The following is a 25,575-nucleotide window of genomic DNA, read 5'->3' on the forward strand; positions in this document are numbered from 1 at the left end:
CGGGCTACCTGGACATGGTCGCCGCCGAGCTCAACGACCGGCCCCGCAAACGCCTCGGCTGGCGCACCCCCGCCGAAGCCCTCGACCAACTACTGTCGGAACAGTCAGATCCACACGGTGTTGCACCCACCGCTTGAATCCGCCCGGTCAATCATGGTCATTTGCGGTTCATCGAACCGGCCTTGCACCACGAATCATCCCACGTCAGAGGGCATTACGGCTATCGGCAGAGACTCGGAGAATGGGCAACCATGTTAACCGAAGGGTTGCTGGTTCGAGTCCAGCCGGGGGAGCAAACCCGCAGGTCACAGGCCTGCGGCTTCTTGGTGTCTGGGGCTTCTCACGCTTTGTCCCCATTTCATTCTGTGGCCGGAGTCACCTCAGGAGGCGCTGCGCGACGCCGATGAGCAGTGGCCTTTTCCCGTCGGCCAACCGGAGCCGGCCGAGCGCGTGCGATCCACACCTCTCCGCACGTCTGTCAGGTCGGTCTGGATGGCGACCAAGGTCCGCCCGCGGCGTGGGGGAGGGAGGCGGCAGTGACCCGACCTGCGCGCACGGTCCGGAACAGGTGGGTGCTGGAGCTCGTGGTTCTGGTGGCATCGTGCACTCCTGCCGACGAGCTCTCTCCTGTTCCGGGATCAGACGGTCCAGGACGTCGAGGCCGGCGAGCTGGCGGGCTCAACCGGACCCAACGTCCTGGACGCTCAGGTGGTGGCGGGGACCTTGTCGAGGAACCCGAGCACTGTCTGGATTCGGCCGGCTTGGTCGGTGACGGCGACGTCGAACCCCACGATCGGTGCCGGCGCGCCAGCGGGGCCAAGTTCCCACCCGAACCGCGCTTGGTCATGGTGGGCGTCGACCGGTCCGGTGAGGCGGAACACGAAACCGGGGAACTGGTCCTGCACCGCGCCGATGGTGGCGGCGATCGCCTCCCGACCCTCGGCGACTGCCATCGGGTCGACGTAGCGGGCGTCCTCGCTGTACAGGGCGTCCACCGCCGCGCGGCGGACGGCCGGGTCGGTCTCGTTCCAGGCGTCGATGTAGCGCTGCGCCACGTCTTCGAACGTGCTCATGTGTGTCTCCCTCGGGTTGGCGGGCCGGACGGTCCGGCACCGGCAGTGCTCACCCTGACCGGCCATGGGCCGTGCGTCGATTACCTGTCAGGTCAGGTAGCGAAGCGCATCGAGTGCCCCTGGCGGGCTCAGGTGCCCGACCAGGCACGCACGCCGGCGCCGTGCTCATCCAAGGGCCCGGCCAGCCGCCAATCGACCCGATCGGCGTACTGCTCCGCGACCTGGTCCGGGCTGCTCGCCGCGAGCCTGCCCAGCAGCTGGATCGAAACTCGCGCTGGCGTTACCTCCCGACACGCCGCACGACACGCCGGCTCGGCGCGTTCTCACCCGAGTAACGCCAGCGCCAGTTGCGAAATCGCCCGGCAACGAGGTTGCCTGCCCGCACCTCGAGAATGGGGCAGGCACGTGGGGTGATCACCCCAGTGATCGTCCCCGGCGACAATCCCGCGCCAGGATCCGCTTGCGGTGCACGATAACTGTGCTCAACGTCCTCTCCTCGGCGAGCGTGACCGAGCCGCCACGGATAGCTAGCGTCGAGCGGATGCCTGGCCCGCACGGTGTCCACTGATACAGCAAGGGTCGTCGACGTGTTACATCTGCGCGGTACGGCCCGCGGCCGGGGAGCCGGACGGTGACACACAGCCCTCCGCCGGGCCGTGGCGCGAGGGTGAGGGTGCCTTCGTGCGCTTCGGTGATCCGCTTGGCGATCGCCAGGCCGAGCCCGACGCCCGCCTGATCGCTGTGGGCGCGTTGGGTGCCACGTTGGAACGGCTCGACCAGCGTGGCGACCAGGCCCGGAGCCAGCGGTGGCCCCGTGTTCTCGACGCGGAGGATCACCGTGGCGGAGTAGCGCATGGAGTGCACCCATACGGTGCCGTGGCCACTGGTGTTGTGGACGATCGCGTTGTGCAGCAGGTTCGTCGTCAACTGTGTCAACAGCGCCCGTGAGCCCAGTGTGGTGGCTGGATCCCCGGACACGTCGACATGGGTGCCGTGCTTCTCTGCGAGGGGTAGCAGGGTCTCGGCAGCTTCCTCAGCGATCAGGGACAGGTCGACGACCTCGCGCGTGAAGGATCGTTGGTCGGCGCGGCTGAGCGCGAGGAGCGCTTCGGTGAGGTTGATCGCTCGGGTGTTGACGCTCTGCAGGCGGTCGACGAGGGCAGCGGTGTCGGTGTGCGAGTCCTTGCGTGCGACGTCCAGGAGAGTCTGGGTGATCGCGAGCGGGGTCCGCAGCTCGTGGGAGGCGTTGGCGGCGAAGCGCCGCTGCTCGGCGACGTGGGCCTCCAGTCGTTCGAGCATGGTGTCGAAGCTGTCTGCGAGCTCTCGGAACTCGTCCTTGGCGCCGTCCATCGCGATCCGGTGCGAGAGGGATCCTCGTGCGGCGATGCGGGTGGCGTCGGTGATCTGCGAGAGCGGCGCGAGCATCCGGCCGGCGAGGATCCAACCTCCGATGAGACCGAAGATCAGGCAGAAGCCCAAGGTCACGGCCGCTATCTCTCCGAAGGCACGTTGGGTGTAGCTGCGGCCGGGTGCGAACGCGCCTCCGATGCCCGACCGGGCGTCCCGGACGATCACTGCGTGCGGGAAGTAGTGCACCAGCAGCAGCCAGAGAGCAAGCAGTACCGCGCCCGCGAGGACAAGGAATCCGGCGTAGCTGAGCGTCAGCTTGAGCCGGACGCTCAAGCCGGCCGGCCTATCCACCGTCGGCTCCCGTCGTGATGCGGTACCCGACACCGGGGACGGTGCCGATCAGCCAAGGTTCGCCGAGGCGCTTGCGCAGGGCCGACACGGTGATGCGGACGGCGTTGGTGAAGGGGTCGGCGTTCTCGTCCCACGCCCGCTCCAGCAGTTCCTCGGCGCTGACCACGCCGCCGTCCGCGGCGACGAGGACCTCGAGCACGGCGAACTGTTTGCGGGTGAGCGCGACGTACCGGCCGTCGCGGTAGACCTCGCGACGGAACGGGTCGAGCCGTAGCCCCGCGATTTCGCGCACCGGGGGCCGGAGGTGGGCACGGCGCCGGTCGAGTGCCCTGAGCCGGAGCACGAGCTCGCGCAGCGCGAACGGTTTGGTGAGGTAGTCGTCGGCGCCGAGCTCGAATCCGCTGACCTTGTCGTCGAGCCGGTCGGCGGCCGTGAGCATCAGGATCGGCATCCTGCGGCCGGACGCGACGATGCCGCGTGCGATCTCGTCGCCCGACGGTCCCGGGATGTCGCGGTCGAGGACGGCGATGTCGTAGGTGTTGATGCTCAACAGCTCCTGCGCGGTGTCGCCGTCCAGGGCGAGGTCTGCCGCGATCGCCTCCAGCCGCAGTCCGTCACGGATCGCTTCCGCCATGAGGGGCTCATCCTCGACCACCAGCACTCGCATTCCCCGATGCTAGTGAGCCGGTACGTATCGTCGGCATATCGAAAACGCCATACACTCTCGCAACGCTGGCTTGCCTTGACTGGGTGGCATGTTCATCAGCCAGCCAGCCCAGCAGGAAGCGACCCGCATCCGATCGCTGGCCGCGGGACTCGCTCTCGCGGCGCTGCTCACCGGCCTCACGGCATGCACGCCACCGCCGCGGTTCGTAGACCTGTCACCGCGCCCGCCGACCACGAGCTCCGCCGACCCGCACCTCGCCGACCCACACCCTGCCCTCGCAACTTCTGACGGGCCCCCGATGGCACCACCTGCGCGTCCTGAGCGCCGGCACCAGGCGGGAGTCGGTACCGCGGGCGATGAGTTGCCCGACGGCGTGACCGTCTTCAACAACACCTATCCCGCGATCACCCGGCTGAACCCCGCCCTTCGGTTTGCGCTGCGCGCCGCCGCCAAGGACGCGGCAGCTGACGGGGTCCAGTTCCACGTCAGCAGCGGATGGCGTTCGAAGAAGTTTCAGGAGCGGCTGTTCGACCAAGCGGTCGCGAAGTACGGGTCGGTGGATGTCGCGGCCCGGTGGGTGGCCCGCCCCGGCACCTCGGTCCATGAGTCCGGCGACGCCGTCGACCTCGGACCTGGCGGCGCCGACGCCTGGCTGTCCCGGCATGGCGCCGCCCATGGGCTGTGCCAGATCTACCAGAACGAGCCATGGCACTACGAGCTGCGCCCGAAGGCTCCCAAGGACGGGTGCCCGGCGATGTATGCCAACCCCTCCGACGATCCGAGGCTGAAGTGATGCCAGGGCCTGTACAGGGCCGGCGCCTGCGACCTCCCGGTCACCTGTCCATGGACATGGGGATCGGTTGGATCGGCACCTACCGCGTGGTGGAGCTCGTCGTGCTCGCCGCCGTGCCGTTCGCGGTGCTCATGGCGTGCGCACTGACCGGACATCGGCGCCGGCACGGGATGGCTTCCTCGGTGGCACGGCGACGCTCACTGGCAGAGGTCGGCATGGTCTACGGGACTGTGCCTTTCGTCTGGCTCGCCATGCTGCCCGGGCCGCACACTGGCACGACGGCCGGAGTGAGCCTGGTCCCCTTTCGAGACCTCGCGACGATGCCGGTCTACCAGATCGTCGGCAACCTGCTGGGTCTTGCGGCCCTTGGGCTCTTCGCGCCCTGCGCTTCCCGGCACTGGCGTCCCTGCTCCGCGTCCTCGCGCTCGCTTGCGTCGCCTCCGTCCTCATCGAGACTGCGCAGTACGTTCTGCAGCTGGACCGCGTCTTCTCCATCGACGATGTGCTCCTGAACACGGTCGGTGCGGGGCTCGCCGCACTCGCGTCACGACCCTGGGGGCATGGCCAGCCGGCCGGAGGTGCGCAGCGCCTCGCGCATCCCGTGCTGCTGGTTGCCGAGCTGGTCGGCGATGTCCCGCGCGGAGAGCCCGGCCTCGTCCAGCAGGGTGGCGAAACTAGGTTGTGCCCTCGGCGGTGTCGCTCCACCCGGACAGGTCCTGACGCAGTCGGTCGAAGAGTTCGGCATCGACCTCGACGCCGAGGTTGCGTAGCCCCAGCACTGCGGCGCCGAGCACGCCACCGGTCACGGAGACCACCTCGGCGTCGCCCAATGTCGTTGCCAGCGCCCGGGACAGGTATGTCGTGTGGTCGCCACCCGGCGAGCCCGGCCGCACGAGCAACCCACCACCGAGCACGACGGGGCCGTCGAGGCCGGGCTGGTGAACTGCCGCCAGCGTGTTCGTGAGAGCGGCCGCGGCATCGGAGAGGATCTCGTGGGCCACGTCGTCATCGGCCAGCTGGAACGCCAGGGGGGCGAAGCGGGAGAGCTGGACCGGGCGCAGGGCATACAGCTCGTCCATCAGGTCGAGGAGCACCTGCGGGCGTCCGTCGGCACGCACCGGTGACCGGGTCAGGCCCAGGGAGTCGAGGACTGCGCCGGTCAGGGCGGTCTCGGGGCCTCGGCCGTCCAGCGCCGCGGCGACGGCCGTCGCCACGCGGTGACCGACCCAGTAGCCTGAGCCGGCATCGCCGAGCAGCCACCCGGTGCCGTCCGCGACGGCGTCGAGCCGGCCGGCCCTGACCCGGGCGGCGACCGAACCCGTGCCGGCGACCAGGGCATACCCCTCGCGACGGATGGTGCCGGAGCAGAAGGCGCCGAGCAGGTCCGACTCGACCCGCACCGGGCCGCGCACGCCGATCCCGGCCAGTCGCTCCGGGATCTGCTCGCCCGGCATCCGTGAGCTGGCGCCGGCCATGACGATCAGCGCGCTGGCGAGGGACACCGGCTGAGCGCAGGCTTCCAGCGCGCGGGAGGCGGCCTCGACCAGTGAGCTCATCGCGGCGTCGAGGCCGGCGGAGACCGGGTTGCCGCTGCCGGCCAGACCGTAGCCGTGCACGCGACCGGTCCGGTCGGCGACGAGCGCGCGCGTCGTCGTGCCGCCGGCGTCCATGGCGAGGATCGTGTCCATCGTTACCGATTCGTAGTCGTGGTGGTCTCCGTCGCACTGTACGGTAAGAATAAGTTTCAGCTCCCTGGAGGCAGAGGAGAAACGGATTCCCGTGAATGCGTCTCGCCCTGCCCCGGGCCCCGCACCGGCCAACGGAGCGGTCAACCGCATCCGCGCCCGGCTCCCGGAGATGTCCAGTGCCATGCGCAAGGTGGCCGCGCTGCTCATCGAGGACCCGAACGCCCCGTTGGAGGGGTCGATCGGCGACCTCGCGGAGCGCGCCGGGACCTCCGCCGCGACCGTCACCCGATTCTGCCGGCTGATCGGATACCCCGGCTATGCCGCGTTCCGGATGAGCATCGCGACCGACCTCGGCCGCACCGACGCGCGCGAGACCTGGACGACCGACATCGGCCGGGCGTTCGGGCCCGATGACTCACCCTCAGCGGTGCTGAGCACCCTCCTGAACGCGCACGGCAGGTCGCTCAAGGAGACGGCGGCCGTGATGGACCTGGAGCTGATGCAACAGATCTCGGAGCGGATCGCCGGCAGCCGGCACGTCGACATCTACGGCGTCGGCGGTAGCGCCGTCCTGGCCGAAGAGCTGCAGGCGCGCCTCTACCGCATCGGCATCAACGCCCACCACTGGGCCGAGGTGCACGCGGGACTGACGAGCGCGTCGATCCAGGACGACGACTGCGTCGCGCTGGGCATCTCCAACACAGGACGCACCCTGGAAACCCTCCAGATGCTCAGGGAGGCGCGCCAAGCCGGCGCCCTGACCATCGCGCTCAGCAACAACCCGAGATCGCCCCTGGTCGAGTCGGCGGACCTGGCCATCATCACCTCCGTCTACGAACACTTCCTGCAGCCAGACGACCTCTCCGCCAAACACGTACAGCTGCTGGTCCTGGACCTGCTCTACCTGTTGGTGGCGCAACAGAACTTCCAACGCTCGACCACCAACCTCGCGACCACGGCCGTCGCGGTTGCCGCGCACCGCCAGCCACACGCCTCCGGACGCGCCCACCAGGGCCGGTCCGCCGCGACGACCTCCGTGAAGGGAGGCTGAAGGCGATGTCCGGTGACCACGACCAGCCCGGGCGGTCCGAGCTCGTCGACCGCTACCTCGGGGAGGTGAGCTCTCGGCTCGAGGCGCTCGCCGCCGACGCGCGAGACGGCGCGCTGGACCCGGCGATCGCCCTGATGGTGCGAGCGATCGACGCCGGCGGGGTGGTCCAGGCCTTCGGCACCGGTCACTCGGAGGCCTTCGCCATGGAGATCGCGGGGCGGGCCGGAGGCCTCGTGCCGACCAACAAGATCGCGCTGCGAGACCTCGTCCTGCACGGCGGTCGAGGCGTGGAACTGCTCGGTGGATCCGGGCTCGAGCGGGACGACTCCCTGGTCGAGGAGCTCTTTGACCTCTCGCCGGTCGGCCGCGACGACGTGTTCATGATCGCGTCCAACTCCGGGGTCAACGGCTCGATCGTCGGGCTCGCGCTCCTGGCACAGGCCAGGGGGCACCAGGTGATCGCGGTGACCAGTCTCGAACACACCAGTCAGGTCGAGCCGAAGCACCCGAGCGGCCGGCGTCTGTGCGACGTGGCCGACGTCGTGCTCGACAACCGGGCTCCGTTCGGCGACGCCACCGTGCAGCTGTCGGGCGGAGTGGCCGTCGGCGCGGTCTCCTCCCTCACGGCCGCCTTCCTCGCGCAACTGTTGACGATAGGGGTCGTCCAACAACTCGCCGATCGCGGTGCGAAGCCGCCGGTCTACCTCTCGGCTAACATCCCCGAAGGCGACGAGCACAACAGGAAACTCGAAGATCTCTACCGCGACAAGATCAGACGGGAAGCATGAACACCCGCGTCGTGCAAGGCTGGCGCCCCCGTTCAGGGTCGCGGCCACAGTTCCCACCAATGAAGGGCAGTACACCATGACGATTCAGGACAAGCCGCTGGTGCGTCGCGACTTCCTTCGCGGAGCGCTGGCCACCGCCTTCGCGGTGCCGCTCGCCGGCACGATCGCCTCATGCGCCGGGTCGGGCACCGCCAAGAGCACGGCTCCCACCGGCAGCAGGTCGGCCGCCTCATCGGCGAAGAACCCGTTCGGTATGCCGGCCAGCTCCACCGTCGATGCGGTCATCTTCAACGGTGGTTACGGCATCGACTACGCCAAGTTCGCCGGCAAGATGGTGGAGAAGGAGCAGTCCGGGGCGACCGTGAAGGTCTCTCCCGCGACCAAGATCGCGCAGGAGCTGCAGCCGCGCTTCGTCGGCGGCAATCCGCCTGACGTGATCGACAACTCCGGCGCCGGCAGCATCGGGATCGCCACGGTCCTGTCGCAGCTGGAGGATCTGAAGGACGTCGTCGACGCGAAGAACTACGAGGGCAAGGTCATCAAGGACACGCTCTACCCGGGCGTGCTGAAACCGGGCACCTTCGGTGACAAGCTCGCGGCCATCAACTACGTGCTCACCGTCTTCGGCGTCTGGTACTCCGCATCGCTGTTCGAGCAGCACGGGTGGACCGTGCCCAAGACCTGGGACGAGATGATGGACCTCGGCGCGAAGGCGAAGAAGGAGGACAAGTACCTCTTCTGCTGGGGCAAGGAGGCGGCCACGTACTACCTCACCCTCGCGATCGGCTCGGCCATCAAGGAGGGCGGCGACGAGGTGCGTCTGGCCCTGGACAACCTGAAGGAGGGCTGCTGGTCGCTGCCGGCCGTGCAGGACGTGCTGAAGGCCATGGAGAAGATCATCAAGGCCGGCTATGTCAAGCCCGGTGGCTCAGGTACCCAGTTCACCGCCGCGCAGGCCCAGTGGAGCAACGCGGAGGAGGCCATCCTGTACCCCTCGGGCTCGTGGATCGAGAACGAGATGAAGAAGGAGACCAAGAAGGGCTTCAAGATGACGGGCGCACCGGCGCCGACCGTCACGACCAACTCGAAGATGCCGTACGAGGCGCTGCACAGCGCCGCTGCGGAGGCCTACATCGTGCCGACCAAGGCCAAGAACGCCGCCGGCGGCAAGGAGTTCCTGCGCGCGATGTTGTCCAAGGACGCAGCCACCAACTTCGCCAAGAACATCCTGTCGTCGACCATCGTCAAGGACACGGTGCCGGCCGACGGCTTCGGATCCACCGCGTTGGTCTCGCAGACCAAGATGCTCGAGGCAGCCGGTGACAAGGTGTTCACTTGGGGTTTCGTCGACTTCTACGGGATGAACACCGACCTGCTGGTCCTGTGGAACACCTTCCTGGACGGCAAGTCCGACGTCGCGACGTTGACCAAGGGCATGCAGCAGCTCACCGACAAGATCCGCAACGACGACTCGATCAAGAAGGTCGAGGTGTCGTGACGGCACTCGGCACCGGGGTTGCGCCGGGCAGCACCAAGCCTGCCCGGACACGTCGGCGCCCTGGGAAGAAGCTGACGTTCGACAAGGTCAGCTTCTTCCTGGTATTCCTCGGCGTGCCGGTCGTGTTCTACCTCGCCTTCGTCGTGTCCCCGTTCGTCCAGGCGGTCTACTATTCGCTGACCGACTGGTCGGGGTTCTCGCCGGAGATGAACTTCGTGGGAATCAGCAACTACCGCACGCTGCTCGGCGACGGCACGTTCATGAAGTCGGTGGGCAACAGCATCACCCTGGTCATCGTGCTGCCGGTGGTGACCATCGTGCTCAGCCTGGTGCTGGCGTCGTTCGTGACCGTGGGTGGCAGCAGCCACGGCAGGATCAAGGGGTTGCGCAACTCCAGCTTCTACCGCGTCATCTCCTTCTTTCCGTACGTCGTGCCCGCCATCATCATCGGCATCATGTGGCAGCAGATCTACGACCCGAGCGCCGGACTGCTCAACGGGGTCCTGACCAGACTCGGGTTCCAGCAGTTCTCCTCCTTCCCCTGGCTGGGGGACGAGCGCACCGCCATGGTCGCCACCATGTTCGTCATCGTCTGGGGCTTCGTGGGCTTCTACATGGTGCTGTTCGTTGCAGGCATCAAGGGGATTCCCGCGGAGCTCTACGAGGCGGCGCGGATCGACGGGGCGGGCAGGTTCCGGACGATGACCCGGATCACCATCCCGATGATCCGCGACAACATCCAGACGGCCTACATCTACATGGGCATCCTCTCGCTGGACGCCTTCGTCTACATGGTGGCCATGAACCCGGGTGGCGGACCCAACAACTCGACCCTGGTCATGGCGCAGCAACTGTTCAGCACCGCCTTCACCCAGGGCAAGTTCGGTCTGGCCTGCGCCATGGGTGTTGTCCTGGCCGCCATCACCCTGACCTTCGCCGGGCTGGTCTTCGTGGTGAACTGGCTGACCGGCGGGCACGAGGACATCACGGAATGACCATGACCGAGACGTCCCGCAACCCCACCGGGACGACCGACCACGGCGGCGGCAGGGCCGGTCGCGGCGACAAGGTGGTCGCCACCACCGCCCACACGGCACTGACGATCTGGAGCCTCATCGTCATTCTGCCGATGCTGTGGACGGTGCTGTCGTCCTTCAAGACCTCGGAGGAGATCCACTCTTCACCGTTCTCGTTGCCGAAGCACTGGAACTTCCAGAACTACGTGAACGCCTGGACCACCGCGGGGATCGGGGACTACTTCCTCAACTCCATCATCGTGGTGGCAGGCGCGCTGATCGTGACGATGACACTCGGTTCGATGTGCGCCTACGTGCTGGCCCGGTTCCCCTTCCCCGGGAGCCGGATCATCTACTACCTCATGCTGGCCGGTCTCACCTTCCCGATCTTCCTGGCCATCGTGCCGCTGTTCTTCCTGCTGCAGCAGATGGGTCTGCTCAACACGCTGCCGGGGCTGATCTTCACGTATGCTGCGTTCGCCCTGCCCTTCACGGTGTTCTTCCTCTTCTCGTTCTTCAAGGCGCTGCCCAGCACCATCGCCGAGGCCGCTGCCATCGACGGTGCGGGGGAGTGGCGGACGTTCTTCCAGGTGATGCTGCCGATGGCCCGGCCGGGTCTCGCGACGGTGCTCATCCTCAACTTCGTCGGACTGTGGAACCAGTTCTTGTTGCCCATCGCCTTGAACTCGGACGAGAGCAACTACGTCCTCACCCAGGGCATGGCGAAGTTTGCCTCGCAGGCCGGCTACTCGGTCGACTTCGGAGCGCTGTTCGCCGCCGTCGTCATCACGGTGGTGCCGGTCCTGATCGTCTACATGATCTTCCAACGGCAGTTGCAGGGGTCGGTCTCGCAGGGCACCAGCAAGTAGCTGCGGTCGGTGCGGCGGTGTGCCTCAGGCTTGTTGGGCCTCCCTGTAGGCGGCGGCGACCGTCTCGGAGATGGGTCCCCGGTCACTGACCTCGTGGCCGTTGTCCCTGGCCCAGGTGCGCAGCTGGGCGGTGGTGACCGAAGGGCGCTTGGCCGCCGCCTTGCGCGGGGCGCGCCTGGACCGCGAGGCCGTCTTGGCCGCCCGCCCCGTGCGGCGTCCGCGACGGTTGCCGCGGCTCGTGGTTGGAGTTGCCTCGGAGAGCGTGGTCTGCTCCCGCGGTGCCGAGGAAGCGGCAGTGAGCGTGACGTCATACAGTGCGCCGATGACCCGCAGAGCGTCGTCGAGCGGTTCGCTGGAGTCGATGGTGACCTTCAAGGCAATGCCCTCCAAATCAGGGTTTGATTTCTCGAACTGTCGATGAACGCTACACGGATGTGACCGTTTTGACACATTTCGAGTAACAACTCGGTCGGCTTCGACAGCCGACTTCTCCGTCGAGAAGCTGTTGGGCGGCGCAAAGTGTCGCGAGATCGACGCCCAAGGTGGAGTTTTCAGCGAGTGTCCAGGAGGAGCGGAAACTGTCCCGGACTAGAGCCCGGTCTGGGTGTTGTAGCGCATGTCAGGGCCCGTGACCTCGGCGCCGAGCCCGGTCCCCTCCGCGTCGACGCCCTTGGAGGCGCCGCGCCGGCGCAACCGCCTCTCCAGCCGCCCGGCCACCTTGGTGAGCGCGTAGTTGAGCAGGATGAAGATGACGGCCACCACGATCAGCACCGGCACGGTGTTGGCCTGTGCCGAACCGAGGGTCTGGCCCCAGTTGAGCAGCTCGTCGTAGAGGATCGCCGAGCCGAGCGCGGTGTCCTTGAGCACGATGACCAGCTGGCTGACCAGAATCGGCATCATCGCGGTGAGAGCCTGGGGGACCAGGATCGCGCGCAACACCTGTGGTGGACGCAGGCCTATGGACAGCCCTGCCTCACGTTGGCCGGCCGGCAGCGACGCGACACCGGCGCGCAGCACCTCGCCCATGACGGACGCGTTGTAGAAGGTGAGCCCCGTGACCACCGCGGCGAGCGCCCGCAGGTCGTCGGAGAACAACCCGTACTGGTTGTAGAGGCGGAACGTGAAGTACATCATCAGCAGCACCGGCACGGCGCGGAAGAACTCCACGAACACGGCACAGGGCCACCGGATCAGCCGGATCTGGGACATCCGGCCCAGACCCAGCAGGAGGCCGAGGACCGCCGCGAAGACGATCGAGATGACCGCGGCGATCAACGTCTGCCGCAGGCCGATGAGCAGGTACTCCTTCCAGGTGACCCAATCGAGGAACGGTGACCACTTGGCCGCCTCCAGCTGGTTCTTGTCGGCGAACTTGGTCAGCACCCACCACAGGACCAGCAGGGCGACGACGATGCTGGCCGCGCCGTAGAGGCGGTGACGCACCCGCGCCTTGGCGCCCGGCACGTCATACAGGACGGTCTGGTCACTGCTCATCGCTTCACCGCCAGGCGCTCGGAGACGGCACTGATCAGCAGGCCGACGGGGAGGGTCAGGATCACGAAGCCGATCGCGAAGATGATGAAGATCAGGAAGAGCACGTCAGCCCGTGCGTCGAGCATGTCCGCCATGACGAACGACGCCTCCGCCACCCCGATGACCGAGGCCACGGTGGTGTTCTTGATCAGTGCGATCAGCGTGTTGCCGAGCGGGGTGACCGCGCCCCGGAAGGCTTGCGGCAGCACCACGTAGCGGATGTTCTGCAAGAAGGTCAGGCCGATCGACCGGGCCGCCTCCGCCTGACCGGGCTGGACGGTGTTGATTCCGCTGCGCAGCGACTCGCAGACGAAGGAGGCGTGGTAGACGGCGAGCGCCACGATCGCGAGACGGAAGTTGTTGTCCTTGAAGAAGTGCTGGCTCTGCTCGTCGGCCAGCACCAGTCCGAGGGTCTGCCACAGCCCCAGGCTGGTGAAGACCATGATCACCGTCAGCGGTGTGTTGCGGAAGACGTTGACGTAGCTGGTGCCGAAGCCCCGCAGGATCGGCACAGGCGACACCCGCATCACCGCCACCACCGTCCCGATGACCAGGGCCCCGATGGCCGCGAAGAAGGTCAGCTGGATGGTCACCCAGAAGGCGCCGAGGATGTTGAACTGGCTGAAAAGCTCGCCCATCAGCTCTCCTTGTGGTGACGGGACGGGGAGCGGACGACATACTCGTCACAGGTATGTCGTCCGCTCACCCTGCGGTTCGGACGGATCAGCAGCTGCCGCCTGGCTTGGGCGGGTTGACCTTGGTGTCGACCTTGAATCCGGCCGGACCGAAGTTGGCGTCGACCGCCTTCTGCCACGCGCCGTCGTCGATCATCTTCTTGAGGGCGTCGTTGATCTTCGTGCAGCGGTCCTTGTCGCCCTTCTTGATGCCGACGCCGTAGATCTCCTCGCTGAAGGTCTTGCCGACAACCTTGAGCTTGCCCTTGTAGGCCGGCTGTGCCGCGTAGCCAGCGAGGATGGTGTTGTCGGTCGTCAGGGCGTCGACGGCACCGTTGGCCAGGGCCTCGGCGCACTTGGAGTAGGTGTCGTACTCCTGCAGGTTCACGCCGGGGACGTCCTCCTTCACGTTGCGTGCCGACGTGGAGCCCTTGACCGAGCAGAGCTTCTTGCCCTTGAGCGAATCCACACCCGTGATGGAGCTGTCGTCGGAGCGCACCAGCAGGTCCTGACCGGCGATGAAGTAGGGACCGGCGAAGTCGACCTTCTGCTTGCGCTCGTCGGTGATCGAGTAGGTCGCGAAGATCATGTCGACCTGACCCGCCTGGAGCATCTGCTCACGCTGCGGCGACGGCGTCTGCTTCCAGGTGATCTGGTCCTCGTCGTAGCCCATCTGCTTGGCGACGTACGTGGCGACGTCGACGTCGAAACCGGTGTACTTCGAGCCCTCCTTCAGGCCGAGGCCCGGCTGGTCGAACTTGATGCCGACGGTGATGCCGTCGCCCCCGTCGCCGCTGCCGCTGTCCGAGCCGCAGGCGGCAAGGGCGGTGCTGCCGAGGACGGCGATCGAGGCGGTGGCGACGAGGGCGGTGGTGCGGCGCGCGTTCATGATGACTCCTGGGTCGAGAGATGGGTGGGGTCAGGTGAGGGGTGTTGCGAGGGGGTCAGTGGGTCAGGATCTTGCCGAGGAAGTCCTTGGCTCGGTCGGACCGGGGGTGCAGGAAGAACTCCTCCGGGGTGTTCTCCTCGACGATCTGGCCATCGGCCATGAACACGACGCGGTCACCCGCCTTGCGGGCGAATCCCATCTCGTGGGTCACCACGACCATGGTCATGCCGGACCTGGCCAGCTTGGTCATGACGTCGAGGACCTCGTTGATCATCTCGGGGTCGAGCGCCGAGGTCGGCTCGTCGAACAACATGACCTTGGGGTCCATGGCCAGGGAGCGGGCGATGGCCACCCGCTGCTGCTGACCTCCGGACAGCTGGGCGGGGTACTTGTCCGCCTGCGCCTGCACGCCGACCCGCTCGAGCAGCTCGCGGGCGCGCTGCTCGGCCTCTGCCTTCTTGACGCCGCGCACCTTGATCGGCCCGAGCGTGACGTTCTCCAGGATCGTCTTGTGCGCGAACAGGTTGAACGACTGGAACACCATGCCGACATCGGCACGTAGCCTGGCCAGGTCCTTGCCCTCGTCGGGCAGCGGTTTGCCGTCGATGCTGATCGAGCCGCTCTCGAAGGTCTCCAGACGGTTGATGGTGCGGCACAGGGTGGACTTGCCCGACCCGGAGGGTCCGACGACGACGACCACCTCACCGTGGTGCACGGTCAGGTCGATGTCCTTGAGCACGTGCAGCTCGCCGAAGTGCTTGTTGACGTGATCCAGCACGACCAGCGGCTCGCCGGTGTGCGGCCTTCCGGAGGTCGAGGCGGCGCCGTCGGGATCGACGTGCGCGGCGGGTAGGGCGTCTGTCATCCGTGCACCCTAACCAGAGGCCGCACGCAGACGGAACCCACGCGCGCTCGGTAGCGGCAGAGGTAACCAAATCGATGCCAACCGGTGATCTTGGCGGCGAGGGATATTGGGATGCCGGCGGGTCGGGGCGCCCAGTACGCTCGGCGTCGCCATGCGCGATTTCCCTCCCCGCATCGACACCTTCTGGTCTGGCCGGGAGGCGTCGAGCGAGAACCCCGACACGGCCAGCCCGGCGCGATTCCTGCGCTGGATGCTGCGCCGGCAGCCCGACGTGCTCGCGGCCAGCCTCCTGCTCGGCGTGTTCTGGCAGCTCCCGCTGATGCTCGGGCCGTGGATCTTCGGTCGAGCCATCGACGACGGTGTGCTGACGGGGGAGCCGGCGCAGATTGCCGGATGGTCGGGTGTGTTGTTGGTCGTCACGCTGGTCGGCGCGGTCTGCGGCATCCTCGTCCACACCCTGGTCGTGCGGGGCTGGCTGATCGCGCTCTACGGGACCACCGAGATGGTCACCCGCAAGACCGCACAGCTCGGACACGTCCTACCCCGGCGGCTGCCGACCGGCGAGGTGCTATCCGTGGCCTCCAGCGACTCCGACGAGTTCGGCGCGATGGCCGAGATCCTGACCCGGGCGGGCGCGCAGCTGCTGGCCTTCCTGGGTGTCGCCGCGATCGTGCTGAGCACGTCGACGAAACTCGGCATCATGGTGCTGGTCGCGGCGCCCCTGCTGGCCGGGGCCGCTGGACCCCTGCTCATGCCGCTGCACCGCAGGCAGGCCCTGGAGCGCTCGCGCAACTCCGAGCTGACCTCCATGGCGACCGACATCGTCGCCGGGTTGCGGATCCTGCGGGGGATCGGCGGTGAGCGCACCTTCGGCCAGAACTATGCGCGACAGTCCCGCAGCGCCATGCAGGCCGGCGTCTCGGCCGGCATCTGGCAGGCGGTCGTGGAGGGGCTCGGCGTGCTCTTCTCGGGAGTCTTCATCGTGCTGCTGATGTGGGCGGGTGCGCACGAGGTGTTCGCCGGCCGGCTCAGCATCGGCCAGCTCGTCAGCTTCCTCGGTTACGCGCTGTTCATGGTGGGGCCGATCCGCACGTTCTTGGAGGCGGCGCAGAAGGTCACCCGTGCCCTGGTCTCCGCCCGCAAGGCCGTCGCCATCTTCGAACAGCGCCCGCCGTGGACCCGCCGGGCGGTGCCCGTCCCGCTGGACCCGTCGTGTGAGCTGGTCGACGAGGCGACCGGGTTCGTGGCCCACCCGCGCCGACTGACCATCGTGGTCGACGCCGTGCCGGAGCGTTCGGCCGCGCTGGCCGACCGGCTGGGCCGCTACCTGCCGCCCGGGACCGACCCTGTGGCCCACGAGTTGGAGGAGTCGCTCAAGGGCCGTGCTGCCCGACAGGAGCGTCGGGCGCGAGCCGCCCGACGAGAGCAGGCCGCCCTGTTGGACCTCGCCCGTGCCTCCGGGCCGTGGAACGTGACCCTGGGCGGCGTCGACCTGTCCGAAGCCGACCTGCGCACCGTCCGCGAGACGATCCACGTCTCGGACACCGGCAGCAGCCTGTTCGCCGGCACCCTGCAGGAGGCCGTCGACCCGCACCAGCGGTTGACCCAGCAGCAGGCTGAGCAGGTGCTGGCGGCCGCGAACGCCGAGGACGTCTACGACGCGTTGCCCGGAGGCTGGCAGGGCCGGCTCGACGAACGCGGTCGCGGCCTGTCGGGTGGCCAGCGCCAGCGCGTCGTCCTGGCGCGGGCGCTGGCCCTCGACCCGCCGCTGCTGGTGCTCGTCGAGCCGACCTCGGCGGTGGACGCGCACACCGAGGCGCGGGTCGCCGAGCGCGTCACCGCGTTGCGCCGGGGCCGCACCACCGTGGTGTGCACGGCCTCGCCACTGTGGCTGCACCACGCCGATGAGGTCGTGCTGATGAGCGAGCACGGCGTGCTGGCCCGGGGCAGCCACGAGGAGCTGCTCGCCACCTGCCCCGACTACGGGGCGGTCGTCAACCGTGCGATGGACGAGGAGGAGGTGCCGTCGTGATCGCCGACCCGCTGCGCACCTCCGCCGCCACCTGGCGCGAGCCCCAACAGGCCGTGCCCGCCGTCGACCCACGCCTCGAGCCACCGGCGAGCGCTCCCGTGCGGGAACGCCTGGCCGCCTGGCGGATGCGCCACCACCTGCGCAGGCAGGCGGCGGAGCAGGTGTATGCCGACTCGCGCCGCCCGGAGCACGGGTGGCCCGTCGCCGACGACCACGCCGTGTTGAGCTTCTTCCGTCGCCTCATCACCGAGCGCAAGGGACAGACGATCGCGCTCGTGGCATTCAACGCCTTGGCCGCCGCCGCCGCGCTGGTCGTGCCCCGGCTGCTCGGATCCCTGGTGGACCGCACCACCGCGCGGGACCTGTCCGGCGTCCACGGACTCGTCCTGGCGGTGGTCGTGGTCGTCGTGGCCCAGGCGTTGCTGACCTTCCTGGCACAGCGCACCTCGACCCTGTTCGGGCAGGACCTGCTGGCCTCGGCCCGCGAATACATCGTGGAGACGATCCTGCGACTACCCCTCGGCCGGGTGGAGTCGGCCAGCACCGGCGACCTGGTCACGCGAGTGACCCGCGACGTCGGCACGATGAGCCGCTCGGTGCAGTTCGGGCTGCCGATGGCGATCATCTCGCTGCTCACGGTGCTCCTGTCGGTCGTGGCGATGCTGCTCAACTCCTTGCTGCTTGCCGTGCCCTGCCTGCTGGTCATCTCGACGAGCTGGTTCGCGGTGCGCAGCTACCTGCGAGCCGCACCGAAGGGCTACATCAACGAGGGCTCGACCTACTCGCGGATCAACACGACCCTGACCGAGACCGTGGAGGGCGCCCGCACCGTCGAGGCGCTGGGTCTCGCGCCGCGACGGGTCCAGCGGGGCAGCGACGACATCGCCGTGTCCTCCCAGGCGGAGCGCTACACGATGAGCCTGCGCAACCTGCTCTTCGGCGTCATCGACGTCGCGTTCAACTCCCCGCGGGTGGTCACGCTCGCGGTCGGCGCCTGGGGGTATGCGCAGGGCCTGCTCTCGCTCGGCCAGATCACGGCGGCGGTGCTCTATGTCGAGTCCCTGAGCGGACCGCTCGACCGGCTGGTCGGCGAGCTCGACCGGCTGCAGGTCGGGGTCGCGTCCACCGCCCGGCTGTTGGGGATCGCCGAGGTGCCGGCCGACCGCGCTCCCGGCGACGCACTGCCGGAGGGCCGGCACCTGCTGGGCACCGACCTGCGGTTTGCCTACCGCCCGGATCACGACGTGCTGCACGGGGTCGACCTGGAGCTCGTGGACGGTGAACGGCTGGCCGTGGTCGGGCCGTCGGGGTCGGGGAAGTCGACCCTGGCCCGGTTGCTGTCCGGCATCAACGGCCCCCGCACGGGGTCGGTGACGGTCGGTGGTGTGGAGCTGGTGGATCTGCCGCTGCCGACCCTGCGCACCCAGGTGGCCCTGGTCACCCAGGAGCACCACGTCTTCATCGGCAGCGTGCGCGACAACGTCGTGCTGGCCCGGGAGGACTCCGGCGACGACCGGGTCTGGTCGGCCCTCGCCGCGGTGGGCGCCGACCAGTGGGTCCGGCGACTGCCCCGAGGTCTGGACACCCGCATCGGGTCGGGCCAGACGTCGCTGACCCCCGCCCAGGCCCAGCAGGTCGCCCTGGCCCGGCTCATCATCGCCGACCCGCACACGCTGGTGCTCGACGAGGCCACCTCCCTGATCGACCCGCGGACGGCGCGATCCCTCGAGGGCTCGATGAACGCACTGCTCCAGGGCCGCACCGTGGTGGCGATCGCGCACAGGTTGCACACCGCGCACGACGCCGAGCGGATCGCCGTCATGATCGACGGCCGGATCGCCGAGATCGGCAGCCACGACGAGCTGGTCGACCGCCCCGATGGCGAGTACGCGGCGTTGTGGCGAGCCTGGACCTCCTGACCTCGACGAGTGAGAACGCGGAGCCGCGGGTAGTGGTTGAAAGTGTGAAAACCTGCCGCGGCCAGCCGGCATCTTGGCGGCCGGGCGCAGCGGTCCGCCTCGACAAAGGAGTGGTCATGTCGACGACCGAGCAACACCAGCCAGCATTCCCGGCCCGCGTGCCGGGCGCCCACATCGCCGATCCCACGGCTCTGGGCATCGGAGGCTTCGCCCTGACGACCTTCGTCCTGAGCGTCGTGAACGCCGGGATCGTGCCGACCACCGTCGAACCTGCGGTGTTCGGTCTGGCGCTCGCCTACGGAGGTCTCGCGCAGCTGCTCGCAGGGATGTGGGAGTTCGCCAAGGGCAACACCTTCGGCGCGACCGCATTCAGCTCATACGGCGCGTTCTGGATCTCGTTCTGGTGGTTGACCGGCCACACCGACATGAGCGCTGCCGGCAAGGACGCGGCCAAGGGTGTCGGCCTCTACCTGCTGGCCTGGGGCATCTTCACGCTCTACATGACGGTGGCGGCACTGCGCGTCAACGTGGCCGTCCTGACGGTGTTCGTGCTGTTGACCATCACCTACTTCCTGCTCGCCTGCGGTGAGTTCCTCGGTTCGGGCGGGCTGGGCAAGGCCGGTGGTTACGCGGGGATCCTGACCGCGATCGCCGCCTGGTACACCTCGATGGCCGTGGTCACCGCCTTCACGTTCAAGAGGCAGGTGCTGCCCGTCGGGCCACTCAACCTCGGCTGCTGCCCCTTGCCCGGTGACGTCTTGACTGGTGGAGTGGGGTAGGACTTGACCCAGGAAGCGAGTGTTCTGCCCCACGCCCGTCCGTAGGAGGAGAGAAAATGAGCAATCCGGAACTGTCGAACCTGTTGCACGAGACCAGAAGGTTCGATCCCCCGGCCGAGTTGGCAGAGCACGCCAACCTCAAGGCCGACGCCTACGCGGAGGCCAAGGAGGACCGACTGGCCTTCTGGGCCAAGCAGGCCGAGCGCATCACGTGGGCCGAGCCGTTCACCGAGGTGCTCGACTGGAGCAACCCGCCGTTCTCCAAGTGGTACGTCGGCGGCAAGCTCAACGCGGCATACAACTGTCTTGACCGGCACGTCGAGGCCGGCCTGGGCGACCGGGTCGCCTACCACTTCGAGGCGGAGAACGGCGACCGGCGGGACATCACGTATGCCGAGCTGCTGGCCGAGGTGTGCCAGGCCGCCAACGGCCTGACCGAGCTGGGCGTCAAGACCGGTGACCGCGTCGCGATCTACATGCCGATGATCCCCGAGACCGTCGTCGCGATGCTGGCGTGTGCGCGGATCGGCGCCCCCCACACCGTGATCTTCGCCGGGTTCTCGGCCCAGTCGATCGAGGACCGGGTCAAGGACTGCGGCGTGGAGGTCGTCATCACCGCCGACGGCGCCAACCGTCGCGGCAAGCCGTCGGCGCTGAAGCCGACGGTGGACGAGGCGGTCGCCAAGTGCCCGACGGTGCGCAAGGTGGTCGTGGTCAAGCGCACCGGCCAGGACGTCGCCTGGAACGACGACCTGGACGTGTGGTGGAGCGACGTGGTCGACCACCAGAGCACGGAGCACACCTGCGAGTTCTTCGACGCCGAACACCCGCTGTACATCATGTACTCCAGCGGCACGACGGGTAAGCCCAAGGGTGTCCTGCACACGACCGGTGGTTACATGGTGGGCGTCTCCTACACCCACTGGGCGGTCTTCGACCTCAAGCCGGACACGGACGTCTTCTGGACCGCCGCAGACATCGGCTGGGTGACCGGCCACTCCTACATCGTCTACGGCCCGCTCGCCAACGCGACGACCTCCGTGTTCTACGAGGGCACCCCGGACACACCGCACCAGGGCCGCTGGTGGGAGATCGTCGCGAAGTACAAGGTCAACATCCTCTACTGCGCGCCGACCGCGATCCGCACCTTCATGAAGTGGGGCCGCGAGATCCCGGAGAAGTTCGACCTGTCGTCGCTGCGCCTGATCGGGTCGGTCGGCGAGCCGATCAACCCCGAGGCCTACATGTGGTACCGCGAGGTCATCGGCGGCAACCGGTGCCCCGTCGTGGACACCTGGTGGCAGACCGAGAACGGCATGATCCTGATCAGTCCGTTGCCGGGCGTGACCTCCGGCAAGCCGGGCTCGGCGATGACCCCCTTGCCCGGAGTGACCGCCGCCGTCTACGACGAGTCGGGCAAGCCCGTCGAGCCGGGTGGCGCCGGTTACCTGGTGGTCACCGAGCCGTGGCCCGCCATGCTGCGCACCCTGTGGGGTGACGACGACCGGTTCAAGGAGACCTACTGGGCGCGGTTCCCGGGGGTCTACTTCAGCGGCGACGGGGCCAAGCTCGACGAGGACGGCGACTTCTGGCTGCTCGGTCGGGTCGACGACGTCATGAACGTGTCCGGCCACCGCATGTCGACCACCGAGATCGAGTCGGCGCTGGTGTCGCACCCGATGGTCGCCGAGGCCGCTGTCGTCGGAGCCGCGGACGCCACCACCGGTCAGTCGATCGAGGCGTTCGTCATCCTGCGTGAGAGCGCCAAGGGGGGTGGCGACGACCTGGTCGCCGAGTTGCGCAACCACGTGGCCAAGGAGATCGGCGCCATCGCCAAACCACGTTCGATCATGGTGGTGCCCGACCTGCCCAAGACGCGCTCAGGCAAGATCATGCGCCGCCTGCTCAAGGACGTGGCCGAGAACCGCGAACCCGGCGACAGCACCACGCTGGCCGACTCCTCGGTGATGGACCTCATCCAGGAGAACCTGTCCAAGCAGTCGACCGACGAGGGCTGACCGGCCGGCGACCGGCTCGGCGAAGCAACGGCCGGGGACACGGCATACGAGCTCGTATGTCGTGTCCCCAGTCTTTCGTGCCTGCCTTTCGGCGCCGTTCGCCGTGGTGCCACACTCGCAGCGTGACCGCGAACCCGGACCTGTCACCTTCCGAGGAAGTGGCGTTGGTGGACCGCGACGGCACGGTCGTCGGGTCGGCGCCCCGCTCGGTGGTGCGCCGCGACAACCTCCTGCACGCGTCGACGGCAGTGCTGGTGCGGGACAGCGAGGGCCGCATCTACGTCCATCGCCGAGCGGACGACAAGGACTGGGCGCCGAGCCACCACGACTGTTGCGCCGGAGGAGTGTTGCGGGTGGGGGAGGAGCCGGAGCCGTCGGCCCGCCGTGAGCTGGTCGAGGAGCTCGGGATCACAGGTGGGTTCGCGTTGCTGCCACTGGGTCACAACCTCTACGAGGACGACCAGACACGCTGCCTGGAGAGCGTCTACGAAGTGGTCTGGGACGGGCCGGTCCGCCACGCCGATCACGAGGTGGTCTGGGGGCGCTGGATGACCCTGGCCGAGCTCGCCGGGTTGCTGGCGGACCCGACGTGGCCGTTCGTGCCCGACACCCGCCAGCTGCTGGGCCACCTGGCAGCCAGTGGCGCGAGGGACTACGCGGGCCTCGGATTCTGAGCGCGCGTGCGTGGAACCCAGGACCGGATCGGTGAGGGTTCGGGCAGCCGCGGTGCCATGCTGGGCTCATGGCCCGCACTGACGAAGGCGTGGAACCCGACCGGCCGGGAGCCCAGGAGTGGCTGCCGACCGTGCGGCGCATTGAGTCCCTGAGAGACGCCGCGCAGGACTGCCGCGGTTGCGAGCTGTGGGAACCGGCGACCCAGGTGGTGTTCTCCTCAGGTAGCAGTGACGCGCGCGTGGTCATGGTGGGTGAGCAGCCCGGTGACGTCGAGGACAAGGAGGGGGAGCCGTTCGTCGGGCCTGCGGGAAAGCTGCTGCGGCGGGCGATCGAGGACGCCGGCCTCGCCCTGGAGGACGTCTACCTGACCAACGCCGTGAAGCACTTCCGGTTCACCCCGCGCGGCAAACGGCGTATCCACGAGAAGCCGAACCTCGCTCAACTGGTGGCCTGTCGGCCCTGGCTGGAGGCGGAGGTGGAGACGGTGGACCCCGACCTTGTCGTCGTCCTGGGGGCCACGGCGGCCCGTTCGATCCTCGGACCCGGCGTCAAGGTCACCAAGCAGAGGGGCCAGCTGCTGCACCGAGAGGCGGCGGACGGCGGGCGGGTCTTCCTGCCGACAGTGCATCCGTCGTCGGTGCTGCGCGCTCGCGAGAAGCGGAATCAGGCGTATGACGCCTTCGTCGCCGACCTGCGCGTCGCCGGATCGGTCCTTTGAGAGCGTCAGGGGAGTCAGCCAAGCGTGGATGCGGCCTTGACCGTGAGGACAGGGCAGGGCGCGTCGAGCAGGACGTGCTGGGCGGTGCTCCCGGCGATGAGTTTGCCGACCGGGCTTCGTCGACGAATTCCGATGACTATGAGCTCGGCACCGAATTCAACTGCGGCACCGAGGATCTCGAGGGCCGCTGGCTGGCCGTTGGTTGGCTGCTGGATGTCGTGGTCGATACCCGCGTCCGTCAACTCCTGCTCGAGGGCGTCGAGGTCCTCAGCGGTCGCGAAGTTGGGGTGCGAGTAGTCGCCGTTGCGCCCGGTGTTGATCACGATGAGCCGTGCTCCCGTCTCCCGGGCGCGGGCCATGGCGTGGTCCACGGCAGCCGACCCCTCGGGCGTGGGCAGGTAACCGACGACGATGGTCGCCGTCACCGCCGCACCGCCGGTCTCGACGTCATCGCAGGCTCTGCTCGGACTCGGGCACGGTCATCGCGCCGGTCATGATGGCCACCGCGTCCTGCATCGAGTGGGTCTGTGGACTGATCACCCCGGCACAACCACCGAGCCGCTGGATGTGGACGCGGTCGGCTGTCTCGAAGACGTTGGGCATGTTGTGGCTGATGAGGATCACACCCAGGCCCCGATCGCGCAGGTCACGTACCAGCCTGAGCACCTGCGCGGTCTCGCGCACGCCGAGCGCCGCGGTCGGCTCGTCGAGGATCGCGATCTTGCTGCCGAAGGCACCCGTGCGGGCCACAGCGACGACCTGGCGCTGCCCTCCCGAGAGGGTCTCCACCGACTGGTTGATGTTCTGGAGGGTGCTGATGCCCAGCTCTTTGATGTGACGGCTGGCGTGCTCCCTCATCGCCTTGGTGTCCAGCATCCGCAGCACTGACCCTGCGAATCCCTTGCGTCGGATCTCCCGGGCGAGGTAAAGGTTGCTGGCGATGTCGAGGGCGGGCGCGACCGCAAGGGTCTGATAGACCGTCTCGATTCCTGCCTCCCGCGCCTCCTGGGTCGACCTGAGCTTCACCGGCTTCCCGTCGATGGCGATGCTTCCCTGGTCGGGAGCCATGGCACCGGAGAGGCACTTGATCAGCGTCGACTTGCCTGCTCCGTTGTCGCCGATGACGGCGAGGACCTCCCCGGGGAAGAGGCGCAGGTCGACGCCGCGTAGACCCACGACGCGCCCGAAGAGCTTGACCAGCCCCTTGGCCTCGAGCACCGGTTTCTCGTCGGTGCCATGCTCGGACGTCGGGCGTCTCGCCGGCCGCTCTGCCGCAGTCGTGCCGGATGTGGGCGTGCTCATGCTTTGACCCTCCTGATCCACTGGTCGACGGACACCGCGAGGATGACGAGGATGCCGGTGGCCAGGACCTGGTAGTTCGGATCCACGCCCGCCAGGGCGAGTCCGCTGTTGAAGACCTGCACGATCAGGGCGCCGATGAGCGTGCCGACCACGAGCCCGCGTCCGCCGAACAGGCTCGTGCCACCGATCACCACGGCTGTGATGCTGAGAAGGTTGTAGTTGAGGCCGGCGTTGGGGTCGGCACCGCCGACGCGACCGCACACGATCCAGGCCGCGGCGGCCACGGCCAGTCCTGCCACGACATACGCACTCAGCAGCACCCGACTCGTCTGGATGCCGGCGAGCTCCGCGGCGTCTCGGTCATCGCCCGTGGCGTAGAGGTGACGGCCCCAGGCGGTGTTGCGCAGTGCGAAGGCGACCACGGCATACAGGATGAGCATCAGGATCACGCCCCAGGTGATGCTGACGCTGCCGACCGAGATGGTGCGTCCCGTCCACAGCAGGAACGCGCCGGGGTCGAGCGCCACCGTCTGCCCTTGCGCGTAGAGCAGGGAGATCGCCGTGAAGATCGAGAAGGTGCCGAGGGTGACGATGAAGGGGGGCAGGTGGATGCGGGTCACCAGGAAGCCGTTGAACGCCCCGGTGGCCACCGCCACGACCACGCCGATGAGCAGGGCGATCACGCCCGGCACGCCGTGGTCGTGGTTGAGCTTGACCATGACCAGCGACGCCAGCACCATCGCCATGCCGATCGACAGGTCGATACCGGCCGTCAGGATGATCACCGTCTGACCGACGGCGAGGGCGCCGACAACGGCCATCTGTTGGACGAGTAGCGACAGCGCCTGGGGTCGCAGGAAACCCTGCGAGATGATCCCGAAGACGATGATCGCGAGGATCAACACGATCAGTGGGCTGAGAGCCGGGTTTCGGTGCAGGACGTGTTGGATCCGCTCGGCCGGGCCATGCTTGCGACTCAGCAGATCCTCGGCCGACGCCGGCGCGTCACTGGCGGTTTGGGTCACGG

General features: G+C 68.1%; 24 protein-coding genes and 2 pseudogenes. 14 read left to right on the top strand and 12 right to left on the bottom strand.

Annotation, left to right across the window (positions count from 1 at the left end; genetic code table 11):
- Positions 1 to 137 (top strand): annotated as a pseudogene (locus FCN22_RS22935) (IS30 family transposase); the annotation flags it as partial.
- Between the two features lie 567 nt (positions 138 to 704).
- Here FCN22_RS22935 and FCN22_RS07235 read toward each other — a convergent pair.
- From FCN22_RS07235 to FCN22_RS07245, 3 genes are all read right to left on the bottom strand, one after another.
- Complete coding sequence (locus FCN22_RS07235; protein WP_137120886.1) at positions 705 to 1,073, bottom strand: nuclear transport factor 2 family protein; 369 nt, start codon at positions 1,071 to 1,073, stop codon at positions 705 to 707.
- A 414-nt stretch (positions 1,074 to 1,487) separates the two neighbouring features.
- Positions 1,488 to 2,756 (bottom strand): sensor histidine kinase, encoded by a 1,269-nt coding sequence (locus tag FCN22_RS07240; RefSeq protein WP_338016636.1) that lies wholly within the window; start codon positions 2,754 to 2,756, stop codon positions 1,488 to 1,490.
- Between the two features lie 10 nt (positions 2,757 to 2,766).
- A complete protein-coding gene (locus tag FCN22_RS07245; protein WP_137120888.1) occupies positions 2,767 to 3,441 on the bottom strand; it encodes a response regulator transcription factor in 675 nt (224 codons plus the stop codon).
- Between the two features lie 88 nt (positions 3,442 to 3,529).
- On the opposite strand from FCN22_RS07245, the gene FCN22_RS07250 reads away from it, so the two are divergent.
- Together FCN22_RS07250 and FCN22_RS07255 are read left to right on the top strand one after the other, a co-directional pair.
- Positions 3,530 to 4,234 (top strand): M15 family metallopeptidase, encoded by a 705-nt coding sequence (locus FCN22_RS07250; protein WP_137120889.1) that lies wholly within the window; start codon positions 3,530 to 3,532, stop codon positions 4,232 to 4,234.
- A gap of 136 nt (positions 4,235 to 4,370) precedes the next feature.
- A pseudogene (locus FCN22_RS07255) lies at positions 4,371 to 4,718 on the top strand (hypothetical protein); the annotation flags it as partial.
- Between the two features lie 190 nt (positions 4,719 to 4,908).
- On the opposite strand, the gene FCN22_RS07265 reads toward FCN22_RS07255, so the two are convergent.
- Complete coding sequence (locus FCN22_RS07265) at positions 4,909 to 5,922, bottom strand: N-acetylglucosamine kinase (RefSeq protein WP_162308152.1); 1,014 nt, start codon at positions 5,920 to 5,922, stop codon at positions 4,909 to 4,911.
- A 91-nt stretch (positions 5,923 to 6,013) separates the two neighbouring features.
- Between FCN22_RS07265 and FCN22_RS07270 the strand changes: the two genes are divergently transcribed.
- The 5 genes from FCN22_RS07270 to FCN22_RS07290 all read left to right on the top strand — a co-directional run bounded on the left by FCN22_RS07270 (position 6,014) and on the right by FCN22_RS07290 (position 11,144).
- The gene (locus tag FCN22_RS07270; RefSeq protein WP_238384581.1) at positions 6,014 to 6,973 is read left to right on the top strand and encodes a MurR/RpiR family transcriptional regulator; all 960 of its coding nucleotides are present in this window, start codon (positions 6,014 to 6,016) and stop codon (positions 6,971 to 6,973) included.
- A gap of 5 nt (positions 6,974 to 6,978) precedes the next feature.
- Positions 6,979 to 7,761, top strand: a complete 783-nt coding sequence (locus FCN22_RS07275; protein ID WP_137120892.1) for a sugar isomerase domain-containing protein — start codon at positions 6,979 to 6,981, stop codon at positions 7,759 to 7,761.
- 76 nt (positions 7,762 to 7,837) lie between these two features.
- On the top strand, positions 7,838 to 9,259 hold the full coding sequence (ngcE, locus tag FCN22_RS07280) for an N-acetylglucosamine/diacetylchitobiose ABC transporter substrate-binding protein (protein ID WP_137120893.1): 1,422 nt from the start codon (positions 7,838 to 7,840) through the stop codon (positions 9,257 to 9,259).
- Positions 9,256 to 10,254, top strand: coding sequence for a carbohydrate ABC transporter permease (locus tag FCN22_RS07285; protein WP_137120894.1), 999 nt, complete (start codon positions 9,256 to 9,258; stop codon positions 10,252 to 10,254). Before ngcE ends, FCN22_RS07285 begins: the two co-directional genes overlap by 4 nt.
- A gap of 2 nt (positions 10,255 to 10,256) precedes the next feature.
- Positions 10,257 to 11,144: a carbohydrate ABC transporter permease gene (locus tag FCN22_RS07290; RefSeq protein WP_137120895.1), complete on the top strand. Its 888-nt coding sequence runs from the start codon at positions 10,257 to 10,259 to the stop codon at positions 11,142 to 11,144.
- Between the two features lie 24 nt (positions 11,145 to 11,168).
- On the opposite strand, the gene FCN22_RS07295 is transcribed toward FCN22_RS07290, so the two are convergent.
- The 5 genes from FCN22_RS07295 to FCN22_RS07315 all read right to left on the bottom strand — a co-directional run bounded on the left by FCN22_RS07295 (position 11,169) and on the right by FCN22_RS07315 (position 15,105).
- Complete coding sequence (locus tag FCN22_RS07295) at positions 11,169 to 11,519, bottom strand: Lsr2 family DNA-binding protein (RefSeq protein WP_162308154.1); 351 nt, start codon at positions 11,517 to 11,519, stop codon at positions 11,169 to 11,171.
- Between the two features lie 213 nt (positions 11,520 to 11,732).
- Entirely contained in the window at positions 11,733 to 12,638 is a 906-nt protein-coding gene (locus tag FCN22_RS07300) for an amino acid ABC transporter permease (RefSeq protein ID WP_137120897.1), read from the bottom strand.
- Positions 12,635 to 13,315 (bottom strand): amino acid ABC transporter permease, encoded by a 681-nt coding sequence (locus tag FCN22_RS07305; protein ID WP_137120898.1) that lies wholly within the window; start codon positions 13,313 to 13,315, stop codon positions 12,635 to 12,637. The genes FCN22_RS07300 and FCN22_RS07305 overlap by 4 nt, the downstream gene beginning before the upstream one ends.
- Positions 13,316 to 13,400: 85 nt before the next feature.
- Positions 13,401 to 14,240, bottom strand: coding sequence for a glutamate ABC transporter substrate-binding protein (locus FCN22_RS07310; RefSeq protein ID WP_137120899.1), 840 nt, complete (start codon positions 14,238 to 14,240; stop codon positions 13,401 to 13,403).
- 55 nt (positions 14,241 to 14,295) lie between these two features.
- Positions 14,296 to 15,105 carry an amino acid ABC transporter ATP-binding protein gene (locus FCN22_RS07315; RefSeq protein WP_137120900.1) on the bottom strand — a complete coding sequence of 270 codons (810 nt, stop codon included), beginning with the start codon at positions 15,103 to 15,105 and terminating at the stop codon, positions 14,296 to 14,298.
- Positions 15,106 to 15,256: 151 nt separating this feature from the next.
- Here FCN22_RS07315 and FCN22_RS07320 point away from each other — a divergent pair, with 151 nt between their 5' ends.
- The 6 genes from FCN22_RS07320 (at position 15,257) to FCN22_RS07345 (ending at position 23,246) form a co-directional block, all read left to right on the top strand.
- Entirely contained in the window at positions 15,257 to 17,137 is a 1,881-nt protein-coding gene (locus tag FCN22_RS07320) for an ABC transporter transmembrane domain-containing protein (RefSeq protein WP_137120901.1), read from the top strand.
- The gene (locus FCN22_RS07325) at positions 17,134 to 19,056 is read left to right on the top strand and encodes an ABC transporter ATP-binding protein (RefSeq protein ID WP_338016637.1); all 1,923 of its coding nucleotides are present in this window, start codon (positions 17,134 to 17,136) and stop codon (positions 19,054 to 19,056) included. Before FCN22_RS07320 ends, FCN22_RS07325 begins: the two co-directional genes overlap by 4 nt.
- A gap of 116 nt (positions 19,057 to 19,172) precedes the next feature.
- Positions 19,173 to 19,835, top strand: coding sequence for an acetate uptake transporter (locus tag FCN22_RS07330; protein ID WP_137120902.1), 663 nt, complete (start codon positions 19,173 to 19,175; stop codon positions 19,833 to 19,835).
- Between the two features lie 56 nt (positions 19,836 to 19,891).
- A complete protein-coding gene (gene acs / locus FCN22_RS07335) occupies positions 19,892 to 21,853 on the top strand; it encodes an acetate--CoA ligase (RefSeq protein ID WP_137120903.1) in 1,962 nt (653 codons plus the stop codon).
- A gap of 122 nt (positions 21,854 to 21,975) precedes the next feature.
- Positions 21,976 to 22,527, top strand: coding sequence for an NUDIX hydrolase (locus FCN22_RS07340; protein ID WP_238384582.1), 552 nt, complete (start codon positions 21,976 to 21,978; stop codon positions 22,525 to 22,527).
- A 68-nt stretch (positions 22,528 to 22,595) separates the two neighbouring features.
- Positions 22,596 to 23,246, top strand: coding sequence for a UdgX family uracil-DNA binding protein (locus FCN22_RS07345; protein WP_137120905.1), 651 nt, complete (start codon positions 22,596 to 22,598; stop codon positions 23,244 to 23,246).
- A gap of 14 nt (positions 23,247 to 23,260) precedes the next feature.
- On the opposite strand, the gene FCN22_RS07350 is transcribed toward FCN22_RS07345, so the two are convergent.
- From FCN22_RS07350 to FCN22_RS07360, 3 genes are read right to left on the bottom strand one after another with little or no spacing between them, the layout of a single operon-like run.
- Positions 23,261 to 23,671 carry a universal stress protein gene (locus tag FCN22_RS07350; RefSeq protein WP_137120906.1) on the bottom strand — a complete coding sequence of 137 codons (411 nt, stop codon included), beginning with the start codon at positions 23,669 to 23,671 and terminating at the stop codon, positions 23,261 to 23,263.
- 22 nt (positions 23,672 to 23,693) lie between these two features.
- The gene (locus tag FCN22_RS07355) at positions 23,694 to 24,548 is read right to left on the bottom strand and encodes an ATP-binding cassette domain-containing protein (RefSeq protein ID WP_137120907.1); all 855 of its coding nucleotides are present in this window, start codon (positions 24,546 to 24,548) and stop codon (positions 23,694 to 23,696) included.
- The gene (locus tag FCN22_RS07360; RefSeq protein ID WP_137120908.1) at positions 24,545 to 25,573 is read right to left on the bottom strand and encodes an ABC transporter permease; all 1,029 of its coding nucleotides are present in this window, start codon (positions 25,571 to 25,573) and stop codon (positions 24,545 to 24,547) included. Before FCN22_RS07360 ends, FCN22_RS07355 begins: the two co-directional genes overlap by 4 nt.
- Positions 25,574 to 25,575 lie beyond the last annotated feature (2 nt).

This window comes from Segeticoccus rhizosphaerae, from assembly GCF_005222685.1.
Classification (GTDB): domain Bacteria; phylum Actinomycetota; class Actinomycetes; order Actinomycetales; family Dermatophilaceae; genus Segeticoccus; species Segeticoccus rhizosphaerae.

Bases quoted from the DNA above. Each gene is read 5' to 3' on its own strand.
- FCN22_RS07235 (WP_137120886.1), bottom strand. From the start codon at position 1,073: ATGAGCACGTTCGAAGACGTGGCGCAGCGCTACATCGACGCCTGGAAC.
- FCN22_RS07245 (WP_137120888.1), bottom strand. From the start codon at position 3,441: ATGCGAGTGCTGGTGGTCGAGGATGAGCCCCTCATGGCGGAAGCGATC.
- FCN22_RS07310 (WP_137120899.1), bottom strand. From the start codon at position 14,240: ATGAACGCGCGCCGCACCACCGCCCTCGTCGCCACCGCCTCGATCGCC.
- FCN22_RS07275 (WP_137120892.1), top strand. From the start codon at position 6,979: ATGTCCGGTGACCACGACCAGCCCGGGCGGTCCGAGCTCGTCGACCGC.
- FCN22_RS07320 (WP_137120901.1), top strand. From the start codon at position 15,257: ATGCGCGATTTCCCTCCCCGCATCGACACCTTCTGGTCTGGCCGGGAG.
- acs (WP_137120903.1), top strand. From the start codon at position 19,892: ATGAGCAATCCGGAACTGTCGAACCTGTTGCACGAGACCAGAAGGTTC.
- FCN22_RS07290 (WP_137120895.1), top strand. From the start codon at position 10,257: ATGACCGAGACGTCCCGCAACCCCACCGGGACGACCGACCACGGCGGC.
- FCN22_RS07330 (WP_137120902.1), top strand. From the start codon at position 19,173: ATGTCGACGACCGAGCAACACCAGCCAGCATTCCCGGCCCGCGTGCCG.
- FCN22_RS07315 (WP_137120900.1), bottom strand. From the start codon at position 15,105: ATGACAGACGCCCTACCCGCCGCGCACGTCGATCCCGACGGCGCCGCC.
- FCN22_RS07250 (WP_137120889.1), top strand. From the start codon at position 3,530: ATGTTCATCAGCCAGCCAGCCCAGCAGGAAGCGACCCGCATCCGATCG.
- FCN22_RS07345 (WP_137120905.1), top strand. From the start codon at position 22,596: ATGGCCCGCACTGACGAAGGCGTGGAACCCGACCGGCCGGGAGCCCAG.
- FCN22_RS07300 (WP_137120897.1), bottom strand. From the start codon at position 12,638: ATGAGCAGTGACCAGACCGTCCTGTATGACGTGCCGGGCGCCAAGGCG.
- FCN22_RS07355 (WP_137120907.1), bottom strand. From the start codon at position 24,548: ATGAGCACGCCCACATCCGGCACGACTGCGGCAGAGCGGCCGGCGAGA.
- FCN22_RS07265 (WP_162308152.1), bottom strand. From the start codon at position 5,922: ATGGACACGATCCTCGCCATGGACGCCGGCGGCACGACGACGCGCGCG.
- FCN22_RS07305 (WP_137120898.1), bottom strand. From the start codon at position 13,315: ATGGGCGAGCTTTTCAGCCAGTTCAACATCCTCGGCGCCTTCTGGGTG.
- ngcE (WP_137120893.1), top strand. From the start codon at position 7,838: ATGACGATTCAGGACAAGCCGCTGGTGCGTCGCGACTTCCTTCGCGGA.